Origin of the sequence: Acinetobacter pecorum, assembly GCF_014837015.1 — a bacterium.
GTDB classification, from domain to species: domain Bacteria; phylum Pseudomonadota; class Gammaproteobacteria; order Pseudomonadales; family Moraxellaceae; genus Acinetobacter; species Acinetobacter pecorum.
Map to the genome: position 1 here is coordinate 42,510 of NZ_JACSPT010000008.1, position 24,323 is coordinate 66,832.

Here is a 24,323-nt window from a genome sequence, read left to right on the forward strand (position 1 = left end):
TTATTCCAATCTAATGTTATCGTGGAGGTTCATTCCATCTTAGCAGAAAATTTTGAGAAATCTTGCAGAATGGGTGGTTTTTTAGCAAGCGAATACCGCAATTCTGTTGAAGCTGGAAGACATAAAAAAAACCAGCAATTGCTGGTTTTTTTTATGAATGGGGTCAGCTATTTTGTACTCTAGACTTATAACTGTAAATGTAATCGTAACTATAGCTTCCTGCGGCCGAAGGCTGAATATCATTCAGGATAAAGCCATTTACGATACAACCGGCTTGTTTAAAACGGTTCAATGTCAGCTCAAGCTCCTTCATTTGAGTTTTTGCATAGCGTGCCACGACCAAATTGAGTCCGACATATCGGGCTACGATAGTCGCATCCGTGACCGCCAATACAGGTGGTGTGTCAATAATGATATGGTCATAGTGTGGAATCACAGATTGCAGTAGCTCCTGAAAGCATACCGAATTAAGAAGCTCAGATGGATGGGTTGAGCTTTTACCGCAGGTGATGACATTTAAGTTCGGAAGATTGGTGTTTTGTATCGTCTGTTCTAATGTAATTTGCTCATTCAGGTATTCAGTTAATCCATTTTGATGATCCAGATCAAAATATTTGTGGATATGACCACGACGCAAGTCTGCATCAATCACCAGTACGCGTTTGTTTTTTTCTGCCATGATGACCGCCAGGTTGCTACAAACAAATGATTTTCCAACTTTGGGTGCGGGACCTGAAATCATAATGATGTTGTTCTTGGCCTGGCCAAGGGCAAAATGGCTCGCAGTGCGGATGCTGCGCAAACTTTCGATCGCAATATCATCGCTATGTTTAAGGGCCAATACAAAAGGAATATTTTTCTTTTTCAGGAGTTTTAGCCCAGGTTTCTGACTCGGGGAGTGTGCGATATTCGCATAGACCGGAAGCCCCAGTTGATATTCTATCTGACTGCTCTCTTTCACCCCGGAACGCAGCATATTGCGGAATAATGCCACCAGGATTCCCAGGAAAATACCGAACCAGAAGGCGAGGAACAGAATCAGGGGTGTTTTCTGTTGCATCTGGTCAATCGGTTCAAGTGCGGTATCAATGATATGGACATTGCCAATTTCACCCGCTTTGGCAATACGCAGTTGCTGATAGGAATTTACCAGGTTGGTATACAGTTGCTGTTTGACTTCTACATCACGTGACAGTTGCAAGAACTGGCGTTGGATCTCTGGAACATTTTTAAGTGCGGTATTCAGCTCGCCAATCTTGCCATTGATGACCCGAAGTTGAGCGGTAATTTCCCGCATGGCCGGATGTAGTGCTGCATATTTGGCACCTATTTCAGCCTGTCTCTGTTCGAGTAAGACTTTTTGTGTTTCGAGGGTGACGCTCTGGTTTAAGTACAATTCAGATTCTTTAGCAATATCAACAGTATTATGCTGTTGGCGGAATTTATTAAAGGCAAATTCTGCATTATCCAGCTGTTTTCTTAAATCCGGTAATTGTTCATCCAGAAATGCCAGTGTCTGGGCTGTTTCTGTGGAACGGCGTGTAATATTATGCTGGCTATAAAGGGCTAAAATCGTGTTCAGTACTTTGGTGATGTGCTGTTTATCTTGCCCCTGATAACGAAGCTGCAGAACACCACTCAGTTCGCCTTTTTCTGTAACGGAGTAATTGGCGAGAATGGAATCAATCGCTGTAGGCAGCGAGAGTTTTTGAACTCGATAGCTGTTATCTAGCTTATCCTGAGTGAAGATGGCAACTTTCCAGTCTCCCTGTGCAGCTTTGCCTTGAACGGCCTGGTTAAGTGGCCCTTGAAAGACAATTTCTTCTGTAGCTGGATTGATCAGGCTAAAGCTCTGTGGTTGAAATTTTAGCAGGAGACTTTTATCCAGATACGCTGCAGGAACTTCAAACTGACGGATATCAAAGCTTTTAAGACCTTCTTTAAAGCGTACTGTTTCAGGCTGATATTCGGTTTGCGAGTTTCTTCCCTGAATAAGACGGTTGATAAAAGATTCTTCAGTACTGGCGATATGCAGATCCAGATTTAAACGATCAATCACGGACTCAAGAATAGTGCGTGATTTTAACACCTCAATCTCAGCATTCGACGAAGACATCTGACTAATAATACTTGACAGGCTGCCTAATAAAGCAGCTGATGCCCCTCTACTTTCCTCGACCTGGACAATTGCATCTACCTTATAGCTAGGGGCTGCGGTACGTATATACAGCAGCACGACAATCAGGCTGAGCAAGCCACATAACAGGATGAGTTTCCATTGCGCGAGCAGGGAAAAGAACACCCCTTTTAGGTCAATCATATTTTCGGTATTGTTATTTTTGTTCATAATTTTACTATCTAAAAGTTTAAAAGTGATTTTTCCAGTCAGTGAGTTATTTTTTAATAAAATTATATAAAATAATCAAAGACTTGCTGCCTTTGCGAAAAAGGACTCTAAAATTCTGGTTATATGGTCCTTTCCTGAAATATCTAACCCGCATAAGGCCAGATATTTTAATAATGATCAGAAGAAGACAGTTCTTATTATGTCTGTTTCCTATTCAGTATTAAGCACCTGGTACTATATATAGCTAAATTACCTATCGTATAGCCGAGTCAGCGACATATGAAAATGGAAGAATCTGGCTCACAACGCGTTCCCAACGAGTCAGACCTGTGGCATCTACATAGACAATATCGTTACTACGCATCTTGAACTGTTTGGCCAGGCCAAAATCTCCAAGGTTGTTTAAACTTAAGTGATATATGTCGGTCATCTTGTTATCGGAATTGCCACGTAAGACATAAATCCGGCTAGCACTCGCTGAATAGGGGTTGATGCCTTCACTTTCACCCAGCACATCCGCAAGCGTCATTCCCTGATCACGTATTGGCAACGGTTTATTGGCACCTGCTTCCCCCATCACATAGATTTTCTGGTTTTCACGAGGGCTGATATAAAGAGTGTCATTTGGTTGAATCAAGAGTTTATGTAAAGAATATCCAGCCTTTTCCAGTGCAATAGTATTCAGGTCATAGGTCACCCCCTGACGTACCAGTTGAATTGAAGTCGAGTCACCCTGCTCATTGATACCGCCAGCCAGACCTAATGCTGTATAAACACTAATCGGTTGGTCAGACAGGTAAAACTGTCCTGCCGATTTCACATTGCCAACCACAGAATAGCGTTGTCCTTGATATGAAATCACGCGTACCACTACATCCGGGCGGTTTAAATAAGGTGTTAATAGGCGTCGTACTTCCTGATTCACTTGCGGAAGAGTTTTTCCTGCTGCTTTATAGCGTCCAATGAATGGAAAGTGAATATAACCATTCCGGTCAATTTGATAGCCGTTGTTATTATCGCTGGCCGTAGGGGCGGCACTGATTTCAGGATAAGCCCATAATTGAAAAGATAAGATATCACCCGGATTCAAGCGGTAATCCTGCACCTCGGTCTGAAATAAAGCAGCATAATGACTGAGATTATTTGTTTGGGCCGACTGTACGACAGGCAGGGTTTGCTGATTTAATTGCACCAGATTGACAGGTGTTCCTAGCTCAGTTTGATAGATGCCTTCTTTCGGTAAATTATAGGTTTGAAAGCCGGATATTGCTGCACATCCAACTAAAGATAGGCTTAAGGTAAAAATACCTAAAAGGTGTCTATGGTTCACTTGAAACCCCTTTATTTTTATATGTTCAGAATTGGTATTTATTAATAATTATTAATTTTTTTAATTCGATTTATGTGATTAACGTCTAAAAAATATAATATATCACATACCTTGTCTATAGCTATTTTTGACCCAATTAAATAACGCCAGGCTAAGATTTTGCAAAAAGATGGACGAAAATGGACGTGAAAGCTTGATTGAACAAGCGGTAGAGATATAGAAAATTTTTTAAGATTATAAAGAAGATTAATTGTTTCTAATTGTTATTTTTTAATAGATGAGTTGAATCCAATGAAAGAAGCAATAACGATAGAAATTAATCGAGGAAAGTATTTTTATATAATTTTTATCTGATCTAAAGGTTTCTTAGATTGTTGATTTTTATTTAATTTAAGCATTAGTTTAATAATTTATAGAATAATTATGCCTTATGGAATTAAAATAAAACATTGTTAATTAAAGTATTGGAATAAAAAAAATGATGAATATTAGAACAATATTGGCTGGAAAGTGGGTGCAGGATTAAGATCAATATAGGGTAAAAATATTTTTAAAAACGAAAATAGATTCATAAAATGTAACTACATTTAAGTATCGGCTTTTTTTGTAAGTGGTTTGTGTAATAGAATTAATATATCTTATGAACAAATCAATAAAAAAAGAGACGCTTAAAAGGCATCAATATATTAAAAATAATTAGTGAAAAGTAGAATAAAAATATTAAAGGGTATTTAAAATGGTGATGAAAATATTAGTGACTGGTGGAGCCGGTTTTATTGGATCTGCTGTCATCCGGCATCTGGTCAAGGAGACTGAACATCAAGTCTTAAATGTTGATAAGTTAACTTATGCGGGTAATCTAGAATCTTTAATTTCTATATCGGATCACCCACGTTACCATTTCTCTCAAACTGATATTTGTGATCATGCAGCTTTAACACGACTATTTGCAAGCTTTGAACCCGATGTGGTCATGCATCTAGCGGCAGAGTCTCATGTGGACCGATCCATCGATGGCCCAGCCGAATTTATTAAAACAAATATTGTCGGTACCTATACCTTATTAGAAGCTGCACGAAAGTATTGGCAAAAGCTGCCTGAAATTAAAAAATCCAGATTCAAATTCCACCATATTTCAACAGATGAGGTCTATGGAGATTTGGAAGGCACAACCGATCTGTTTGCAGAAACCACACCTTATTTGCCAAGTTCACCTTATTCGGCCAGTAAGGCCAGCTCGGATCATCTGGTGCGTGCCTGGCATAGAACTTATGGTTTGCCAGTCGTGATCACAAACTGTTCCAATAACTATGGACCTTATCATTTTCCTGAAAAACTGATTCCTTTGATGATCCTCAATGCTTTGGAAGGGAAGTCCTTACCAGTGTATGGTAATGGTCAGCAGGTTCGAGACTGGCTTTTCGTAGAAGACCATGCCCGCGCTTTATATCAGGTTGCGACTCAAGGCATTGTAGGTGAGACCTATAATATTGGTGGATGGAATGAAAAACAAAATATAGACGTGGTAAAAACCATCTGTCAGATTTTAGATGAATTAAAACCTCAACTGAATGGGGAACGTTATGAAAGCCTCATCACTTTTGTTAATGATCGGCCTGGACATGATCTGCGCTATGCCATTGATGCATCAAAAATTGAACGGGAACTGGGGTGGAAGCCACAGGAATCATTCGAGACCGGTATCCGTAAAACTGTGAAGTGGTATCTGGATAATCTGACATGGTGTCATCGCGTTCAGGATGGTTCTTATCAGCGTGAACGTTTAGGGGAGGCAGTCTAATGGCTAGCACAACCAAGGGGATTATTTTAGCCGGTGGTTCGGGCACACGTTTGCATCCTATTACCAAAGGCATCTCGAAACAGCTACTTCCGATTTATGACAAACCGATGGTTTATTATCCATTATCTGTCCTGATGTTAGCCGGTATCAGTGACGTTCTGGTTATTAGTACGCCAGAGGATATTGAGGGGTTTAAGCGTTTATTAGGAGATGGTTCACAGTTTGGCATGGAGCTGAGTTATGCAATTCAGCCTCGCCCTGATGGTTTGGCACAAGCCTTTATCCTGGGCGAAAAATTTATTGGCCAAAGCAATGTATGTCTGGTGCTGGGCGATAATATTTTCTACGGGCAAGGTTTTACCCCTATGCTACGTCAAGCTGCAGCACGGCAAAAAGGAGCAACGGTATTTGGTTATCAGGTGAAAGATCCTGAGCGCTTTGGCGTGGTGGAATTTGATGAACAGCACCGTGTGATTTCAATTGAAGAAAAACCGAAACATCCTAAATCTAACTTCGCCGTAACTGGCCTGTATTTTTATGACAATGATGTGATTCAAATTGCCAAACAGGTACAACCCTCCGAACGGGGTGAGCTGGAAATTACCTCGATTAATCAGGCATATCTGGAACGAGGTGATTTAAATGTTGAATTGTTGGGGCGTGGGTTTGCCTGGTTGGATACAGGAACACAGGGCAGTCTGCTTGAGGCAGCTCAATTTGTAGAAACTATTGAAAAACGTCAGGGTTATAAAGTGGCCTGCCTGGAAGAAATTGCATTGAATAATGGCTGGCTGAGCAGAGAGGAAGTTTTAGCGATTGGTCAAACAATGAATAAAAATGGCTATGGACAATATCTGATTTCTTTAGTGGGGTAATAACGATGAATCTTATCGAATGGATAGAATTACCTAATCTGGGAGATCATCGTGGCAGCTTGGTGGTCGCCGAAGCTAATCGGAATGTTCCTTTTAGTATACAGAGGCTCTATTATATTTTCGGTGCTCAGCCTGATGTTCCTCGTGGATTTCATGCACATAAAGACCTTCAACAAATTGCTTTTTGCATTCAAGGCAGTTGCAAAATGCTGATGGATAATGGCAAAGAAAAGCTAGAGGTCTTAATAGGTCAGTCTAATAAAGGATTATTTATCCCGCCAATGGTTTGGCATGAGATGCATGATTTTTCCAAAGATTGCATATTGCTGGTATTGGCAAGCGATTATTATGATGAAAGCGATTATATCCGCAATTATGACCAGTTTTTAAAAGAACTGCATAAGACCTGTACGCAATAGTGAATTAAAATAATAGCATAATAAAAAACAGGGTTTTAAATAATAATAAATATTAAGGAGATGTATGAGATGATTAAGCCGCTTACATCGTTGCGTATGTTTTTTGCACTATTTGTTTTTCTGAGTCATTTGGCTTTTCTTAAAAATGACACATATTATGCAGATGTTTTTAATAATATTTTTAATGAAGGATTTTTAGGTGTCAGTTTCTTCTTTATATTAAGCGGATTTATTTTAGCCTATAACTATAGAGAAAAATTTCTCACTGGAAGTATTTCAAAAAAAGAGTTTTATATTTCTCGCTTAGCACGGGTATATCCGGTACATATTGCAACTACGGTGATTGTGCTTCTATTAACCTTTATCCAGTATGGACAAGGGTGGGAATACCTGTTTCAGCATATTTTTCTGATGCAAAGCTTTTTTCTGGAAGAAAATATTCATTTTTCATTAAATTCTCCTTCCTGGAGTATTTCTGATGAAATGTTCTTTTACTTACTTTTTCCCTTTGCACTTTTAATGTCTGAAAAATTAAGAGGCTATATTTTTATTTTGTATTTTATAGGTATTTTACTATTAAATTTTCAGCTGGATAAAAATCAGAATCACTATTGGCTATATATCTCACCATTTGTGCGTTTTTCTGATTTTTTACTGGGCATGGTCCTGTTTGATATTTTTGAAAAAATAAAATTAAGTTACTCTAAAATAAACCGATCTGTTTTCGTTATTGAAATTGCAGCAATTTTGCTTTTTGTTCTATTCTTTGTATTTCATGATGATATCAATATAAGTTACAGGTATTCTATTTACTACTGGCTACCGATGGCAGCTATTATCCTTGTTTTTGCATTATCTCATGTTGCAAAGGAAAAGAGCATTATTACTAGATTTTTATCAAGTAAATATATGGTACTAGCGGGTGAAATTAGTTTTTCTTTTTATCTGCTTCATGTTTTAGAAATTCAAGTTTTAAATTATATAAAAAAGCTACTGTCATTCGATATAGATTTAATGCTGTTTTCAGGAATTATTTTTATAATCACCTTGATCGCTAGTTTTTTAATGTATAAATATATCGAAAAACCTCTCAATAGGAAAATGAAACAATTTTTATTAGAACCAGGTTTTAAATCTAAGAGTTATGAACTAAATAAATAAACTTTAATTTTAATAGAATTGAAATTAAAAAATAAATAAAAAATGATGTGAGATTGATAAGAATGATTCCTTTTCTTGATCTAAAAGCAATAAACGCGCAATACCGTGAAAAACTTATCACTGCTTGTACGCAGGTCATTGATTCAGGCTGGTATATATGTGGCAAAGAATTAGAAGAATTTGAACGAAATTTTGCAAACTATTGTGGTACACAGTATGCCGTCGGAGTGGCAAATGGACTGGATGCACTTATTCTGACCCTACGTGCATGGAAGGAATTGGGAAAACTTCATGAGGCAGATGAAGTCATTGTGCCTTCAAATACCTATATCGCAAGTATTCTCGCGATTTCACAAAATAATTTAAAACCGGTGCTGGTCGAACCGGATATTCATACTTTTAATATTGATACTAAAAAAATTGAAGCAGCCATTACAGACCGAACCAAGGCAATTTTACCAGTTCATTTATATGGACAGCTTGCTGCAATGCCAGAAATTATGAGTATTGCCAAGAAATACCATTTACTGGTTTTAGAGGATTCAGCCCAAGCTCACGGTGCTGAAATAGGGGGTAAAAAAGCAGGAAATTGGGGAGATGCCTCAGGCTTTAGTTTTTATCCGGGTAAAAACTTGGGTGCATTAGGAGACGGAGGCGCGATTACCACCAACGATGCCGAGTTAGCCGATATGCTAAAGGCTATACGTAATTATGGTTCACATGAAAAATATAAAAATCTGGTACCTGGAGTAAATAGTCGCCTTGATGAAATCCAGGCTGCAATTCTAAATATAAAACTGAAATTTTTGGACCGGGAGAACCAGCATCGCCGCCAGATTGCAGATCTCTATTTAAAAGGAATTCAAAATCCGGCCATTGAGCTTCCACTCATAATTATAGACACGGAAACTTATACCCAGCATGTTTGGCATTTGTTTGTCATTCGAACCAGACATCGGGAAGAATTACAAAAATATCTGGCAGACCATGGGGTACAGACACTGATTCATTATCCGATTCCACCGCATAAACAACAAGCTTATAAAGAGTGGAATGACTTAAGTTTACCAATTTCAGAACAAATTCATGCCGAGGTCTTGAGCTTGCCGATCGGGCCTACTTTATCTGTAGATGAAGCAAAGCAGATTGTTCAGTTATGTAATGGTTTTCAAATATAGATGAATTTACTTACGACCAGCGTACTCAATGGTGTGGCGGTGTTGATTAAGACCCTAACCCTGTTTGTACTGAATAAAATTCTGGCTGTATATCTGGGACCGACTGGATATGCCGCTTTAGGACAATTTCAAAATTTTATTCAAATGGTGACCACTTTTGCGGGTAGCGCAATTAATACTGCCGTCATTAAATATACGGCCGAGTATCATGAAGACCAAAACAGACAACGTGCAATCTGGAAAACGGCAGGCAGTCTTGTTTTCCTATTCAGCCTGATTTTTGCAATATTAATTTTAATTTTCCAAAGTCAGCTGTCACTATATATATTTCATACTCTTGAATATCAAAATGTTTTCGTATGGTTCGCAGTGTTTTTAGTGTTTTTTAATTTTAATACATTGTTTTTAGCAATACTAAATGGCAAAAAAGAAATATTAAAACTGGTCATTGCCAATATTGCAGGCAGTTTATTCGCGCTTATTATTACCAGTATTTTGGCTATAAAATTACATCTATATGGTGCCTTGATTGCATTATCTATTTATCAGTCTATTGCATTTATAGTGACTTTATTTCTGTGTTATCGAGCGAAGTGGTTTAAATTTTCATCTCTGTTTGGAAAAATAGACCTCGAAATTACTAAAAAATTTAGTTCTTTTGTCTGGATGGCATTGGTGAGTGCCATCTGTGTGCCTTTATCACAAATGCTGATTCGCGCCTATTTAAGCCGGGAGTTTGGTCTGGCATATGCAGGATACTGGGAAGCGATGATCCGTCTAAGTACCGTATACTTGATGCTGGTTACAACAATATTAGGAGTCTATTACTTACCGCGTTTATCAGAACTCAAGATGCTTGATGAAATTAAGAAAGAAATCTATTTAGGCTACAAGTTCCTGTTTCCACTGGCTGTGGCAGGTGGAATCATCGTTTTTGTGCTACGCGATTGGATTATCAACGTATTGTTCAGTCCATCTTTCGCACCCATGCAAAGCCTGTTCTTTTGGCAAATGATGGGCGATGCATTAAAAATAGGGAGCTGGATACTTGCTTATTTAATGTTAAGCAAAGCCATGACCAAACTGTATATTTCTACAGAAATTATATTTACTGTGTCCCTTCTGGTTTTGACTTATGTATGTACCCAGGTTTTTGGATTTGAAGGTGTTTCGATTGCTTACCTGGTAAATTACGGGATGTATTGGATAGTTATCAGTTTATTTATATTTAAGCCATTAAAATAAAAAGAGATATAATATGAAAATTGAATACCCTTTAATTTCTATCATTATACCAAGTTATAATCATGAGAGATTTGTGTGTGACAGTATCCGGAGTGTCATTGACCAGTCGTATCAGAATATTGAGTTAATTGTCATTGATGATGGATCTACAGATTCTTCCGTAGAAAAAATCCAAGAACTGATTCCGCTCTGTGAAAAACGATTTACCCGATTTGAGTTTAGATATCGACCCAATCAGGGCTTGAGTGCAACCTTGAATGAAGCATTAGAATGGACACAGGGAGAATATTTTTCTTCTCTGGCTTCAGATGATATAATCTTAAAAGATAAAATAAAAATACAATCCGAATTTTTAAACCAGAACAAAAATTGTATCGCAGTATTTGGAGGAGTGGCAGTTATTGATAATGATTCTAAGCTTGTTAAAAACAGGGTAAAAAAAAGACAAAGTTATAATTTTGAAAAAATTTTATTATTAGAACATGATTTGCCAGCTACGACCCAACTGATCCGATCTAAAGCTTTGAAAAAAATTGGCGGTTATGATGCTAAGGTAAAAATCGAAGATTGGTATATGTGGCTGCTTTTAGCACAGGAAGGGGAGTTATGTTATCTTCCTGTTATTTTTGCTAAATACAGGCTACATGATAATAATATGCATAAACAGACGTCACTTATGCATGATTCGAGAATGATGATTTTAAATGACTACCAAAATCATATTCTATTTAATAAAGCAAAAAAAAGAGCTTTATGGATAAATGCATTTGAATTGGGGTTGTTTTCCAAAAAGCAATCATTAGAAAAAATGCTCAGTATTTTGAGAGAATATCCATCTGAAATTTTAACATATGATTTTTTCAGGTTTTTTTACTGGTTATTGATTAAAAAAGATTTTTAATATAAATAAGTTTGATAAATATTATTAATTTTGTTAGAAAACATAATTTTAAAATATCTTAAATAAGAAAATAATTAAATTAATAATATAAATATTAATCGGTTCTTTTGCTTTTCTGCTAAGTAAAGGACAATAAAAAAGGAATAGATAATGATTATTTTAAATGAAACTAATTCAAAAAATAACATTATTTTTTTAAGTGATACTAATATAAGAGATAAATCAATTATATATCTTATACTATTTTCATTTTTTTTATCTCAGTTTTATTTTTGGTCAAGTGGAGTTCCCCAATTCAGCCATATTTTTATTATGGGTGCTATTTTATTACTATTTAGCAAAAGCTCTAAAATAAATATTGAATATTCAAATATAATTTTATTATTTGTTGCTTATGCAATTTGTGTGAATTTTGCTTGGTATTTAATTGTTCTCGATTCAAGTTATATGATGTCGACTGTTTACTGGATATTTAATTTATTGTTTTTTCTATTAATGATGAATTTAAATCAAGTTCAGATTAATTTTTTCTATGAAAAATTATTATTCCTGATCCCTTTTTCCTATATTGTTGAAATTATTATCTGGGCAAGCAACTTAGGTCGTTATGATTTTGAACCTCGATACAATGGTCTTTTTAATGATCCTAACCAGATGGCATTTTGGGTGCTGAGTAGCTGTGCAATTTACCTATATATTTCAGGAAACGGCTTTAAAAAAATAACTGTCTATTTTTTAGCCTTATTCTTGATTTTATTGACCATGTCACGATCTGCTTCAATTGGTTTTTTAATGTTAACTCTGGGACTTATATTTAGTCAAAAAGGGGACCTGAATAAAAGAATATTTGTATTCATTGGAACATTAGTACTTTTTGGAAGCTTAAGCTACTTTTTATATAACTTGGGGGTCTTTGATAGTATTGCACTACGCTTTATGGAAGGGTTAGATCAACGAGACAGTCAGGTAGAAGGACGTGGTCTTTTTAGTTTTTTAGATTATCCTCAATATTTGATTTTTGGTGCTGGGCAAGGCGCCCACTGGTTATATAACCCTACAGGAAATGAAATTCACTCAACTTGGTTAGGTATCTTATTTTATTATGGGATTATAGGAATATCCTTATTTTTAATATTTTTATATCAAATATTCAAGAAACTATCGCTTTCCAACAAGATGATATTATTAGGGCCAATGTTATATGGGTTCACCACTTATAGCGCAAGAACAATTATTTTTTGGTTTTTATTGGCGGCTTTTTTATTATTTTCAAATAATAATAAGGATGAATAAATATGTATATTTCTATCGGAATTCCATTTTTTAATGCTGAAAAATTCTTGGAAGATGCGATTAAATCTGTCCTTGCCCAAACTTTTCAAGACTGGGAACTCATACTGGTAGATGATGGTTCGACAGACCGATCTTTAGAAATAGCCCGATCATTTCTCGATCCTCGAATCCGTATCATTTCTGATGGTTATAATAGAAGATTACCCTATCGCTTAAATCAGATTATTAGTGAAGCAAAATATGACATTATTGCGCGTATGGATGCTGATGATTTAATGGCTGTAGACCGGCTTGAAAAACAGATTAAAGTCCTAAATGAAAATCCAGAGATTGATTTGGTTGTTACCAGCTTATATTCCATTGGAAATAAAAATGAAATTCTAGGAAAAAGAATTTTTTCTACCCACCAGATGCAGCCAAAAGAAATTTTGCAAGGCTTGACAAATTTATTACATCCTTCACTTCTTGCACGTAAGGCTTGGTGTCAAAGAAATCCTTATCAGGAAAATAACTGCCTAGCTGAAGATTATGAATTATGGCTCTCAGCAGCTATAAAAAATGATTTTAATTATGTGGTGATGCAAGAACCCTTGTATTTTTATCGAGAAGTAGAAAATGTAAAAAAAGAGAAAATGATCCGTGGTTATAATACCCAGATTGAAGTAATCAAAAAATATTATAATAATATAATCGCTGATCGCGAGAAAAATAGGATTCTTTTAAAATTTGAGATAAAAAAAATTATTGTAAAAACATTAGATTTTTTGAAGTTAATGAAGATTTTACATAGTCGTAGGATAACCGCTGTTTCTGATGAGGATAAAAACTTTTATATATCACAATTAGAACTCATAGAGCGTATAAAATAATGGTCTCTAAAAAAATTATTATCATTGGAACAACAGCTTCTAATCTTTATGGCTTCCGCAAAGATTTCATTTTGTCCTGTTTAGCACAGAATTATCATGTTTATGCTTTTGTGTCTGAATACACCAGTGAATGGTTGGAAAAAATACAAAGTTTAGGAGTTACGCTGGTTACCTATAAACTTAGTCGTGGTGGATTAAACCCATTGGCTGATCTGGGTTCAACCTATCAGCTGATTAAAAAAATAAAAGAAATTCAACCTGATATTGTATTTTCATATTCAACTAAACCGGTTATTTATGCAACTTTGGCTGCTTACAGAACCAAGGTTCCTTATATCTATGGCATGATTGAAGGATTGGGTTCGCCTTTTACCATTCATAAACATGGGCTCAGTCTGAAAGCCCAATTCATACGCTTTGTACAAATTTCTCTATATCGGCTGGCATTTCCATATCTAGACAAAATTATTTTTCTTAATCGCGAAGACCCCAAAGATCTAGTCCATCGTTATAACCTTCCCCATAAAAGAAATGCAATTCAAGTCCTGGGACCAATTGGTCTTAATTTGCATGATTATGCTTATACGAAATGGGATGATCAAAAAAAATTATCTTTTATCTTTATTGCCAGGCTCATTGCTGAGAAGGGTATATTTGAATATTTAGAAGCTGCTAAAATAGTGAAGCAAAAATATCCCGATATAACATTTAAAATTATAGGGGGGCTAGATCCTGAAAACCCCACGGGTCTGAAACAGGCACAATTAGATCAATTGATAGAAACAGGAATTATAGAATACGCTGGCTTTGTACAGGATGTAGATCAACAAATACGTCAGAGTGCAGTTTTTGTATTACCTTCCTATTATCGAGAAGGCGTACCTCGCAGTACTCAAGAAGCAATGGCAATAGGAAGGCCTGTAATTACTACTGATGTACCAGGCTGCAATCAGACTGTAGTAAATGAAGTTACGGGTTTTCTAATTCCAAAATGGGATATAAGGGCATTAGTAAACAAAATGATTTATTTTATAGAGCATCCGGAACAGGTAAATAAAATGGGATATCAAGGATTTTTGTATGCCAAAAAGAATTTTAATGCTGATCATATTAATCATCGGTTGTTACAAATATTAGAAATGATTTAGCTCTTAAAAAATATTTTTTTAATTATAAAAATTAAATTTTAGCTATACATAATTTTAAAAATAATAAAGATTTATAATATGATATAGGAGATTATGGTGATCGAAGATATAAGCTTTCAAATAAAAAAATATGAAGATTCTGATAAGAACGGATGGAATGAATTTTTATTAACATGTAAAAATTATCATTTTATATTTAATCGGGATTTTATGGAATATCATTCTGATCGCTTTGAAGATTTCTCTTTAATATTTAAAAATGATAAAGGTAAAATCATGGCATTGTTGCCTGGCAATATTAAAGATAATATTTTTTATAGTCATCAAGGTCTAACCTTTGGTGGGTTTTTAATTAATAGAGGAATACATGCTGTTGATATGATTGAGTTATTCAATCAATTAAAGATTTTTTTAAAAGACAGAAATATTAAAAAAATTATATATAAATGTATCCCGGTAATTTATCATAATTATCCGGCACAAGAAGACTTATATGCTTTATTTATAAATCATGCACATCTTTATCGTAGAGATATTAGTACTTCTATTTATTTAGAGGAAGAATATTCATATTCCGCAAGCAAAAGAAGATCAATTGAGAAGCTTAAAAAAAACGGGGTTAGTTGTGAAGAAGTAGATCAGCCCAGTATAGTTTGGGGGGTTCTGCGTGAGGTGTTACTTCAGCATCATAATCAGCAACCTGTACATAATGAAATTGAAATAGACTTATTAAAAAGTAGATTCCCTAATAATATAAAAGCTTATAAGTGCTGTATTGATGGCCATATTGTGGCAGCAGCAATCACTTTTGAAACTGATAGAGTGGTACATACCCAGTATTTGGCCAGTAATGATAAGGGTCGGGAAGAAAAGGTTCTAGACTATCTGATTGATTTCTTGATAAATAATAGTAAAAAATTTGCTAAAATATTTGATTTTGGTACTTCTAACGAGAATGAAGGAAAATTTTTGAATAAGGGTTTAATCTATCAAAAAGAACGATTTGGTGCTCGTGCGATTGTGCATGATTATTATAGTATAGATTTATAAAACTCGGCGCTTGGCTAAGCCAGCCTATGTCCTATTTACTTGTACTCCCACTTGCTTCGACTACCCAAGAATGAATGACAAATAGGGCAGAGATTAGATTGCAAATTTAATCTGTGTAATCATGGACTACTATCTTAATGTAATATTTACTTTCATTGTATACAACCTTGCCACAGGCCATCTGTCCTTGCCTGAATGGTACAAGAATATCCAGTATTTTAAGGACAATAAAGCGATACAGATAATGTATAAAAAATTAAGTTAAATATATCCGTCTATGCTGAAAATGACCTGTTTATCACAATGGCTTCAGCTTTAAAAACATATAATTCATTTATTTATAATAATTTCAAAAACTTGTGTCTATTTTATGTTTTTTGAATGAGCTTCCAGAAGTTAAGAATTTGATCCGCTTATAAGTAAATCTGTGTATTTGGTCACAAAATGGCAAATTAGATCACATTTTGTCACATTTTTTTTAGTGTGAGCTGTGTTGTATTTTGTAATTGATATTTTTGTTAATTAACAATAATTTTCTTTCTTTGTTGTAAATATCTGGAAGATTGCACTGGTTGGATATAATTTTATAAGTGGCTAATTTAATTGGAAATTCTATAAAAATTTAATTTCATTATCAAATAAAATTTCACTAATACTACTTAGATTTAAAGTAATAATAAAAAAAATATTAATATCAGGTTATTTTGATTTCATTTGATTGCTTGTTAGCTGGTTAAAACATAATTTATTTTTAAAATTAAATATCCTTGCTATGATTCTGAAAAATAGACATATCGAGGTGTTTATTAATGATAATAGAAAAAGAAAAAAAGAATATTAAAAGAAATGAAGAAAGTACTATTTTAATATATAAGCCTTTATTTAATGAAAAAAATAATATTTTTTTAAAAGAACATTCGATGAATGAGGGGCATTATAAAAATAAAATAATACAGTTTTCTTTAAAGAAAGATCAACTTAATAAAGTGGATAAAAAGCCATTCAGGAATTTTATGCATAAAAATAATTTAATTTTAAAAAATTCTTTAATGCCTCAGGTATATGCTTATTCTGTTGCTGATATACTTAAATACAAGCAGGATATCTTGAAAAGATTGATTGATATAGTGATTGCCTGCCTAGCTTTGCTCATATTATTTCCTGTTTTTATTATAATAGCTTATAAGGTGCGGAAAAATTTAGGGTCACCTGTTTTCTTTTATCAGGAAAGACCGGGTAAAAATGGTCAATTATTTAAAATGATTAAATTTCGGTCTATGCGGAATGCTGTAGATAAAGAGGGTAATCCTTTACCAGATAAATTCCGTATTACTCCATTTGGACAAAGGTTACGTTCTAGCAGTTTAGATGAAATGCCGCAGCTCATTAATGTGCTAAAAGGAGATATGAGTATTGTCGGACCCCGGCCTCAAATGAAAGAGTTTCTTGAATATTATACTGATGAACAAATGAGACGTCATGAAGTAAAGCCAGGTATGACAGGACTTGCTCAGGTAAGTGGACGTAATAATTTGTCTTGGGAAGAAAAATTTGCATTTGACGTAAAATATGTTGAACAGTGTAACGTGTGGCTTGATTTTAAAATCATGTTTAAAACAGCTAAAGTGATGTTGAGTCAGGAGGGAATTAATGCTCCTGATCAGGAAGTTGGTGCTGCAAGATTTTCAGGGAAAAATATACCTGAAACTCCTTTATATACCAAAGAGGTAAAATAATATGATTAAGAAATTGCTTCAGTTATTGCGGGTTTAGGAAGCTATTTTCTAGTCAGAAATGATTACGTACTAGAGAGAATGAATTTCACTATTTGTTTTTAATCCTGTATTTTTTTAAAAAGAGCTTGTTTTATCCAGCTTGGAAACTTTTAATTTGTGGCTGCTGGACAAACAATAAAAATCTTTAAAAAAGGTCATGACTGATATTTTATTTTTAGAATGTCTGCATATTGAGTCAGTAATTTAGATTTACAGTGCAGAGTTAGATAATCTATTCAGCTTAATTTGCTTAAACTATCTTGTTCAGTAGCGTTCTGATTACTGAATACAGGCTTGATTATAATAATATTTGTTATTCAGATAAATATAAAAAGCTTCAAACAGATTTAAATTGAATGATTCTGAATCTGTTTGAAGCAGGATATCTAGGTCAAAGACCTAGTCTTCATTTTTTGAAGCCTTATAGGAATAAGCATAATTATAACCATAGCCATAACCTGCACTGGAGCGCTGGATATCGTTCAAGATCACACCATTCACCTTAACTCCAGCCTGTTCAAAGCGATTGACTGTTAATTCCAGCTCTTTCATCTGAGTTTGTGCATAACGTGCAATCAATAAATTTACACCTGCATATTGCGAGATGATTATTCCGTCAGTCACTGCAAGAATAGGTGAAGTATCAATCAGGATATGATCATATTGACTGGATAACTGAGTCAGCATTTCCCCAAATAATGGGGTACTGAGTAACTCCGAGGGATTCACCGGGCTTTTACCCCGAGTCAATAGATCTAATCCTGGAATATCTGTGGCTTTGATCACTTCATTTAAAGTAGCCTGTTTATTTAAATACTCGGCTAAACCAGGCTGATGATTTTGATTAAAGTATTTATGGATATAACCGCGACGTAAGTCTGCATCAATTAAAAGCACACGTTTCTGGCTTTGTGCCAAAATTGCAGCCAGGTTGGTCGAGATAAAAGATTTACCCACTTCTGGTGCAGGCCCAGAAATCATCACAATATTGTTCCGTGCATTGCTTAAGGCAAAGTGAATGGCAGTACGCATACTACGCAAACTCTCAATCGCAATATCATCACTGTTTTTAACTGCCAGAATAGGAATATATTTTTTCTTCTTGGCCAGCTTGATATAGCCATTTTGTGCAGGTGAGCGAGGTACCGTCGCATATACCGGCAAATCTAGTTCATTTTCAATTTGACTGGAATCCTTAATGCCTGAACGTAGCATGTTGCGTAGCAGTGCCAGCAAGGTTCCCAAGAACCCGCCCAAGAAGATGGATAAAATCAGGATTTGCAGTTTTTTCGGTTTGATTGGTTCTAATGGTTCAACAGCAGTATCGACTACACGTACATTACCAATTTCACCAGCTTTGGCAATTCGTAGCTGCTGATAAGAGTTTAGCAGGGCAGTATAGAGTTGCTGTTTCACTTCAACTTCACGGAAGAGTTGCAAGTATCGGCGTTGCAGGTCGGGCAATTGCTTTAAAGTACCTTCCAGCTCGTTAATTCTTTTGTTAATGGCAGCCAGTTGTGCATTCATCTGCTGCATCACCGGATGTTCATTGGTGTATTTGGCAGAAGCCTCAGCGACTTGCTGTTCCAGCTGAGCTTTTTGGGTTTCCAGGCTAATACTTTGGGTCAGATACAGTTCTGACTCTTTGGTGACATCGACCGTGTTGAATTGCTGACGGAAAGTATTGAATTCTCGCTCAGCTACATCCAGTTGCTGGCGCAATTCAGGTAACTGTTCATCCAGAAACTTAAGTGTTTGAGCCGTTTCTGCAGAACGACGTTCAATATTTTGCTGGCTATAGGCAGCCAGAATGGCATTGAGAACCTCAGTAATATGCTGTTTATCCGTGCCCTGATAATTCAGGCCTAATACACCGGTCATTTTGCCTTTTTCTGCAACCGAGTAATTGGCGAGAATTGATTTTACGGCAGCGGGCAGAGATTGCTTGCGTACAAGATAAGGTGCCTTGAACTGGTCCTGGCTATAAATGGCAACTTTCCATTCACCACGTTCGGACTGTAATTGACTGCGCTGGTTTAATGGCGCAGAGAATACCACCTGTTCTGTGGCCGGATCAGTTAAAGTGTATTTACCTTGCTGAAAGTCTAGACGTAAATTTTTGTCATGGAAATAAGCCGGCACTTCAAACTGACGGATATCAAAGGATTTACCATTGTCCTTAAACAAAACAGATGTTTTGCTGTATTCGGTCTGATAGTCATGCGGTGATAACAAGCGGTCGGTAAAGCTGTTTTCAGTGCCAGCGATGCGTAGATCTAGGTTTAAGGCTTTAATGGCCGAACCCAGCACCAGACGCGATTTCAGCAGTTCTATTTCTGCCTGAGCCGGCTGCTTTTGCTCTATCATATTGGATAGATCACCTAATAAGGCAGCAGAAGCCCCTTTATTCTCTTCGACCTGTACCAGTGCATCGACTGAATAGGTGTCCGGAGTGACTCTTAAATATAGCAATGCGCAGATCACGCTTAAGATGACACACAGCGCAATCAGCTTCCACTGGGCAATGAGTGAAAAAAATAATTCTTTTAAGTCTATCGTATCTTCAGTATTGCTATTTTGGCTCATAATCTTGATTTCAAATTTAAATATATTTTTTCCAGTCAGCAATACAGCTCTGTATTAACTGGCAGGTATCATCAAATACAGCTTGGTCATGCTGATAAGGGTCGGCGATATTCCTGGCTTGCCAGTGCCCCAAACGGAAGGTTTTACCTTTGGCAAAAGGCCAGGTCTGTTCCAGATGTTTTTGTTGGTTTTGACTCATCACCAGAACCAGATCAGCCTGTTTAATCATCTCGGCATTCAGCTTTCGAGCCACATGCGCGCTCATATCAATGCCCAAACTTTGCATGCACAGACTAGCTTTTTCATCTGCTGCATGTCCTACCATGCCCGCAATACCCGCAGATTCAATCTGTAAATGCGGATACTGCTGTTTTAAAAAGTATTCGGCCATAGGACTACGGCAAATATTGCCAATACAAACCACTAAAATATGTTTAATCTGCATTATTGTCCCAAACGATCCAGGTTATAAAGTGCATTCGAGAATGGAATCACCTGGTTCACGACACGTTGCCAGCGTGCCAGACCTGAAGCATCGACATAGACAATGTCATTGCTGCGCATCTTGAACTGGTTGGCCAGACCGAAGTCGGCAATACTGCTTAGGTCCATGTGATAAACTTCAGTGTGCACAGCATTTGGTTGGCTGCGTACGATATAAATCTTGCTACGGCTGGCAGAGAGTGGATTTAGGCCCAAACTTTCACCTAATACATCACTTAAACTCATCCCTTGATCGCGCAGTGGCAAGGACTGGTTTTTGCCAGATTCACCCATGACATAGATTTTCTGATTTTCGCGATTGTTCACATATAAAGTGTCATTTGGCTGGATCAGCAAGTTATGCAGTGAAAAACCTGCTTTTTCCAGTTCTACCGTATTCAGGGTATAGGTCTGTCCCTGACGAACCAAGGTAATGGAAGCATTATTTCCCTGTTGTACATTGACACCACCGGCCATGCCCAAGGCCGTATAGACACTTACCGGCTGATCGCTTAAATAAAACTGACCGCCTTTGATGACATTGCCCTGAACGGAGTAGCGCTGCCCCTGATAGGACAGAACCCGTACAATGACATCCGGAGTTTTTAAATAACGGGCTAACTGACTGCGCAACTCGCGGTTGACTTGGGTCAGGGATTTTCCTGCTGCCTTGTAGCGGCCAATAATTGGAAACTGGATATAGCCTTGAGAGTCAATCTGATAGCCAATTGAACGCGCAGAGTCTTCACTTCCTGCATTTGGAGAAGATGGAGTCATTTCCGGATAAGCCCATAAATAGATGGACAGGATATCGCCCGGACTTAGACTGTAGCTACGATGCGGGGTGCTAAACAAATGGGCGTAGTCTTGTTGAATGTTTTGTACAGCAGGCTGAACGGCCAGCATAGAGTCTTGAGTGAGTTTAATCACATTGACTGAAGTGCCGAGTTCGGTTTGATAAACACCTTCTGCTGGTAGGTCATAAGTTTGCAGACCAGAGGTCACTGCGCAGCCGGTCAAAGTAAGACCGCAAGTCAGTAAAAAAGCCAGTTGAATTTGTCGCACATGAAATCCCGTTTTTAATATTTAATTCGTTAAATCTGCGACATTCTACCTGAGAACTTTGATTTTATTATAACAAAATGTATCTGATTTTAACTGAATAGTGAATGAACATAATAAAGCCTGTTCGCTCAATAAAATCTTTTTTTAAAGTATTCCTCTATAAGCTTAGTTGAATATTTTCTTATTTTTTGTTTTTTGGTGTTAAATCACAACAGAATTTTCATGTTTTTCTGCTAGTATGCGCGCCGAAAGATTGAATCTTCATAAGTACAGTACATTAATAAGGCGTTGAAATGCTATCTATTGCAGATTTAAAAATTGCGGTGATTGGTCTAGGTTATGTGGGCTTGCCACTTGCAGTTGAATTTGGGAAAAAAGTACCTGTGGTCGGTTTTGATATCTACCAAAAACGAATTGATGAACTTAAAAGTGGCCAAGACCATACCCTCGAAGTTTCCCCAGAAGAACTCAAACAGGCAAATCAGCTCAGTTATTCAGCAAATTTAGAAGATTTAAAAAGCTGTAACTTTTTTATTGTCACTGTGCCTACCCCTATTGATGAATTTAAGCAGCCAGATTTAACTCCGCTTGTTAAGGCTTCGACCAGCATTGCTCAGGTGCTTAAAAAAGGCGATGTTGTGGTTTATGAGTCCACCGTATATCCAGGCGCAACGGAAGAGACCTGTATTCCGGTTCTGGAACAGGTATCAGGCCTGAAGTTCAATCAGGACTTCTTTGCCGGTTATAGTCCGGAGCGAATTAACCCGGGTGATAAATTGCATCGCGTGACCAATATTCTGAAAATTACCTCAGGTTCTACCCCTGAAGTCGCTGAATTTGTCGATCAGGTGTATAACCTAGTGATTGAGGCAGGTACACATAAAGCGACTAGCATTAAAGTGGCTGAAGCAGCAAAAGTCATTGAAAATACCCAGCGTGATGTCAACATTGCCCTGATTAATGAACTGGCCGTGATCTTTAATAAAATGGGAATTGATACCGAAGCAGTATTGCAGGCTGCCGGTACCAAATGGAATTTCTTGCCATTCCGTCCAGGTCTGGTCGGTGGACACTGTATTGGTGTTGATCCGTATTACTTAACTCATAAAGCACAAGCACTGGGCTTACATCCTGAAATTATTTTGGCTGCGCGCCGTTTAAATGACCGTATGGGTGAATATGTTGCTACGCAACTAATTAAGGAAATGGTGAAGAAGCGTATCCAAGTAGTTGGTTCAAAAATATTAATTATGGGCTTAAGTTTTAAAGAGAATTGTCCAGATATTCGTAATACGAAAATTGTGGATATGGTTAAGGCACTTAAGGAATATGACCTAGATTTAGATATTTATGATCCTTGGGTGAATCCTCTAGAGGCAGAATTAGAATATGGATTAATGCCTATTAAAGAATTAACCCAAAACAGTTATGATGCAATTATTTTAGCAGTTGCTCATGATCAGTTTAAGGCAATGGCTATCAACGATTATATTAAATTAGTTAAAGAGAATTATATATTATATGATCTAAAATATATATTAGATTCTAGAAGTAGTGATTTAAGACTCTAAAGTACTAAAATAAACATGAGATATTTTTACATGATAGGCGGAAATATAATTTCTGCCTTATCTATGTGGTTGATTACTTTGTATTTAGTAAGGGTCGATGCACTAGAAGATTTAGGCACCTTAAGTTTAGTACAGTCCTTAGGGTTGGTTTTTTTTATTTTTTGTACTTTTAAGTTAATGAATGTACAAATTTCAGACGTGGAAAAAAAATTTTCTGAAGTAGATTACTATTTTGCAAGAATCATATCAGCAATACTGTGCATAGTATTAATAGCTTTTTATATGCTATTTAGCAATTACAACCTATTAATAAAAGTTTGTTGTTTAATATATGCGATTTATTATGGTTTGATGATTGTGAAAGAATATTTTTCTGCGAGTTTTCAAATTGATAGAAAATATAGAAGTATTTTTATTTCTAATAGTTTAAGCGGAATATTAAGTTGCCTATGTTTTATTGCTATTTATAGTTTTACAAAAGAAATTACAGCCTCTTTAGTTGGAATTATAGTAGGGGGGGGTATGTGTATCATTCTTAATCATTTTATGATTAATAATGAAAAAAATATATATTCTGATTTTAATTTTTTAAAATCTTTACAATTAATAAAAAATAATTTATTTCTAGGTTTGTCTGCAGTATTAGTATCAGGTTTAATTCTCATACCAAGATTTTTTATAGAAAATATCTATGGATTGAAGGCATTAGGTGTTTTTTCTGCTATAACTTCAATTATGTTTTTTATAAATATTTTTTTAAACTCATTGACTCAAGTATTATTAAGAGAAACTATAGATATATATGATATTGATAAAGTAAAATCTTATAAAAAAATAGTTTTAAATTTTCTTTTTATTACATTAATTATATTGTTTGGATTAATACCAGTGTATTTCTGGCGTAATTTTATTGTAGTATTAATATTTGGTGAGAATTTCGTAAATTATAGTGATGAACTTTTCTATTCAATTGCGTTATCTGTTTTTTTATTCTGGTTTAATTATGGTAATTTTATTCTCACTATTCAAAGAAATTTTGGAGCACAAGTATATATTTCTACTATAGCATTTATTGCTCAACTGGTGCTTTGTTATTGTTTGGTAAGTCTATATAGTTATTTAGGAGCATTCATTGCTATGGGAAGTACTTATATTCTAGGTTTTATTGCTTGTACATTAACTTTTTTATGGAAGGAAAAGAAGTAATCAACTATTTTTTATTATTC

At 35.8% G+C, this 24,323-nt stretch carries 19 protein-coding genes; 14 read left to right on the plus strand and 5 right to left on the minus strand.

Annotated features, from left to right (window positions below):
- Positions 1–163: 163 nt before the first annotated feature.
- Entirely contained in the window at positions 164–2,347 is a 2,184-nt protein-coding gene (locus H9629_RS07675) for a polysaccharide biosynthesis tyrosine autokinase (protein ID WP_191730837.1), read from the minus strand.
- A gap of 253 nt (positions 2,348–2,600) precedes the next feature.
- Entirely contained in the window at positions 2,601–3,677 is a 1,077-nt protein-coding gene (locus H9629_RS07680) for a polysaccharide biosynthesis/export family protein (RefSeq protein ID WP_064096884.1), read from the minus strand.
- A gap of 742 nt (positions 3,678–4,419) precedes the next feature.
- Here H9629_RS07680 and rfbB point away from each other — a divergent pair.
- The 12 genes from rfbB to H9629_RS07740 all read left to right on the plus strand — a co-directional run bounded on the left by rfbB (position 4,420) and on the right by H9629_RS07740 (position 17,353).
- Positions 4,420–5,478, plus strand: a complete 1,059-nt coding sequence (rfbB, locus tag H9629_RS07685) for a dTDP-glucose 4,6-dehydratase (RefSeq protein WP_191730838.1) — start codon at positions 4,420–4,422, stop codon at positions 5,476–5,478.
- A complete protein-coding gene (gene rfbA, locus H9629_RS07690; protein WP_064096885.1) occupies positions 5,478–6,353 on the plus strand; it encodes a glucose-1-phosphate thymidylyltransferase RfbA in 876 nt (291 codons plus the stop codon). The genes rfbB and rfbA overlap by 1 nt, the downstream gene beginning before the upstream one ends.
- A 5-nt stretch (positions 6,354–6,358) precedes the next feature.
- Positions 6,359–6,772 carry a sugar 3,4-ketoisomerase gene (locus H9629_RS07695; protein ID WP_064101665.1) on the plus strand — a complete coding sequence of 138 codons (414 nt, stop codon included), beginning with the start codon at positions 6,359–6,361 and terminating at the stop codon, positions 6,770–6,772.
- A 69-nt stretch (positions 6,773–6,841) separates the two neighbouring features.
- Positions 6,842–7,933 (plus strand): acyltransferase family protein, encoded by a 1,092-nt coding sequence (locus tag H9629_RS07700; RefSeq protein ID WP_144723892.1) that lies wholly within the window; start codon positions 6,842–6,844, stop codon positions 7,931–7,933.
- 62 nt (positions 7,934–7,995) lie between these two features.
- Entirely contained in the window at positions 7,996–9,111 is a 1,116-nt protein-coding gene (locus H9629_RS07705; protein WP_191730839.1) for a DegT/DnrJ/EryC1/StrS family aminotransferase, read from the plus strand.
- On the plus strand, positions 9,112–10,356 hold the full coding sequence (locus tag H9629_RS07710) for an O-antigen translocase (RefSeq protein ID WP_191730840.1): 1,245 nt from the start codon (positions 9,112–9,114) through the stop codon (positions 10,354–10,356).
- A 13-nt stretch (positions 10,357–10,369) separates the two neighbouring features.
- A complete protein-coding gene (locus H9629_RS07715) occupies positions 10,370–11,257 on the plus strand; it encodes a glycosyltransferase family 2 protein (protein WP_191730841.1) in 888 nt (295 codons plus the stop codon).
- 150 nt (positions 11,258–11,407) lie between these two features.
- Complete coding sequence (locus tag H9629_RS07720) at positions 11,408–12,550, plus strand: O-antigen ligase family protein (protein ID WP_064096891.1); 1,143 nt, start codon at positions 11,408–11,410, stop codon at positions 12,548–12,550.
- 2 nt (positions 12,551–12,552) lie between these two features.
- Entirely contained in the window at positions 12,553–13,419 is an 867-nt protein-coding gene (locus H9629_RS07725) for a glycosyltransferase family 2 protein (RefSeq protein WP_064096892.1), read from the plus strand.
- Positions 13,419–14,567, plus strand: a complete 1,149-nt coding sequence (locus H9629_RS07730; RefSeq protein ID WP_191730842.1) for a glycosyltransferase family 4 protein — start codon at positions 13,419–13,421, stop codon at positions 14,565–14,567. The genes H9629_RS07725 and H9629_RS07730 overlap by 1 nt, the downstream gene beginning before the upstream one ends.
- Positions 14,568–14,660: 93 nt before the next feature.
- Entirely contained in the window at positions 14,661–15,617 is a 957-nt protein-coding gene (locus H9629_RS07735) for a GNAT family N-acetyltransferase (protein WP_225215746.1), read from the plus strand.
- 1,106 nt (positions 15,618–16,723) lie between these two features.
- Complete coding sequence (locus tag H9629_RS07740; protein ID WP_318245699.1) at positions 16,724–17,353, plus strand: sugar transferase; 630 nt, start codon at positions 16,724–16,726, stop codon at positions 17,351–17,353.
- 438 nt (positions 17,354–17,791) lie between these two features.
- Here the strand turns inward: H9629_RS07740 and H9629_RS07745 are convergent, their stop codons facing one another.
- From H9629_RS07745 to H9629_RS07755, 3 genes are read right to left on the minus strand one after another with little or no spacing between them, the layout of a single operon-like run.
- Positions 17,792–19,978, minus strand: a complete 2,187-nt coding sequence (locus tag H9629_RS07745) for a polysaccharide biosynthesis tyrosine autokinase (protein ID WP_191730844.1) — start codon at positions 19,976–19,978, stop codon at positions 17,792–17,794.
- Between the two features lie 16 nt (positions 19,979–19,994).
- Complete coding sequence (locus tag H9629_RS07750) at positions 19,995–20,423, minus strand: low molecular weight protein-tyrosine-phosphatase (protein WP_191730845.1); 429 nt, start codon at positions 20,421–20,423, stop codon at positions 19,995–19,997.
- On the minus strand, positions 20,423–21,526 hold the full coding sequence (locus H9629_RS07755; protein WP_191730846.1) for a polysaccharide biosynthesis/export family protein: 1,104 nt from the start codon (positions 21,524–21,526) through the stop codon (positions 20,423–20,425). Before H9629_RS07755 ends, H9629_RS07750 begins: the two co-directional genes overlap by 1 nt.
- A 293-nt stretch (positions 21,527–21,819) precedes the next feature.
- Between H9629_RS07755 and tviB the strand changes: the two genes are divergently transcribed.
- Both tviB and H9629_RS07765 read left to right on the plus strand, forming a co-directional pair.
- On the plus strand, positions 21,820–23,097 hold the full coding sequence (gene tviB, locus H9629_RS07760; protein WP_191730847.1) for a Vi polysaccharide biosynthesis UDP-N-acetylglucosamine C-6 dehydrogenase TviB: 1,278 nt from the start codon (positions 21,820–21,822) through the stop codon (positions 23,095–23,097).
- 30 nt (positions 23,098–23,127) lie between these two features.
- Positions 23,128–24,303, plus strand: a complete 1,176-nt coding sequence (locus H9629_RS07765; RefSeq protein WP_191730848.1) for an MATE family efflux transporter — start codon at positions 23,128–23,130, stop codon at positions 24,301–24,303.
- Positions 24,304–24,323: the final 20 nt, after the last annotated feature.

Bases quoted from the DNA above. Each gene is read 5' to 3' on its own strand.
- H9629_RS07710 (WP_191730840.1), top strand. From the start codon at position 9,112: ATGAATTTACTTACGACCAGCGTACTCAATGGTGTGGCGGTGTTGATT.
- H9629_RS07700 (WP_144723892.1), top strand. From the start codon at position 6,842: ATGATTAAGCCGCTTACATCGTTGCGTATGTTTTTTGCACTATTTGTT.
- H9629_RS07725 (WP_064096892.1), top strand. From the start codon at position 12,553: ATGTATATTTCTATCGGAATTCCATTTTTTAATGCTGAAAAATTCTTG.
- H9629_RS07750 (WP_191730845.1), bottom strand. From the start codon at position 20,423: ATGCAGATTAAACATATTTTAGTGGTTTGTATTGGCAATATTTGCCGT.
- H9629_RS07675 (WP_191730837.1), bottom strand. From the start codon at position 2,347: ATGAACAAAAATAACAATACCGAAAATATGATTGACCTAAAAGGGGTG.
- H9629_RS07735 (WP_225215746.1), top strand. From the start codon at position 14,661: ATGGTGATCGAAGATATAAGCTTTCAAATAAAAAAATATGAAGATTCT.
- tviB (WP_191730847.1), top strand. From the start codon at position 21,820: ATGCTATCTATTGCAGATTTAAAAATTGCGGTGATTGGTCTAGGTTAT.
- rfbB (WP_191730838.1), top strand. From the start codon at position 4,420: ATGAAAATATTAGTGACTGGTGGAGCCGGTTTTATTGGATCTGCTGTC.
- H9629_RS07765 (WP_191730848.1), top strand. From the start codon at position 23,128: ATGATAGGCGGAAATATAATTTCTGCCTTATCTATGTGGTTGATTACT.
- H9629_RS07705 (WP_191730839.1), top strand. From the start codon at position 7,996: ATGATTCCTTTTCTTGATCTAAAAGCAATAAACGCGCAATACCGTGAA.
- H9629_RS07695 (WP_064101665.1), top strand. From the start codon at position 6,359: ATGAATCTTATCGAATGGATAGAATTACCTAATCTGGGAGATCATCGT.
- H9629_RS07720 (WP_064096891.1), top strand. From the start codon at position 11,408: ATGATTATTTTAAATGAAACTAATTCAAAAAATAACATTATTTTTTTA.
- H9629_RS07745 (WP_191730844.1), bottom strand. From the start codon at position 19,978: ATGAGCCAAAATAGCAATACTGAAGATACGATAGACTTAAAAGAATTA.
- H9629_RS07715 (WP_191730841.1), top strand. From the start codon at position 10,370: ATGAAAATTGAATACCCTTTAATTTCTATCATTATACCAAGTTATAAT.
- rfbA (WP_064096885.1), top strand. From the start codon at position 5,478: ATGGCTAGCACAACCAAGGGGATTATTTTAGCCGGTGGTTCGGGCACA.
- H9629_RS07730 (WP_191730842.1), top strand. From the start codon at position 13,419: ATGGTCTCTAAAAAAATTATTATCATTGGAACAACAGCTTCTAATCTT.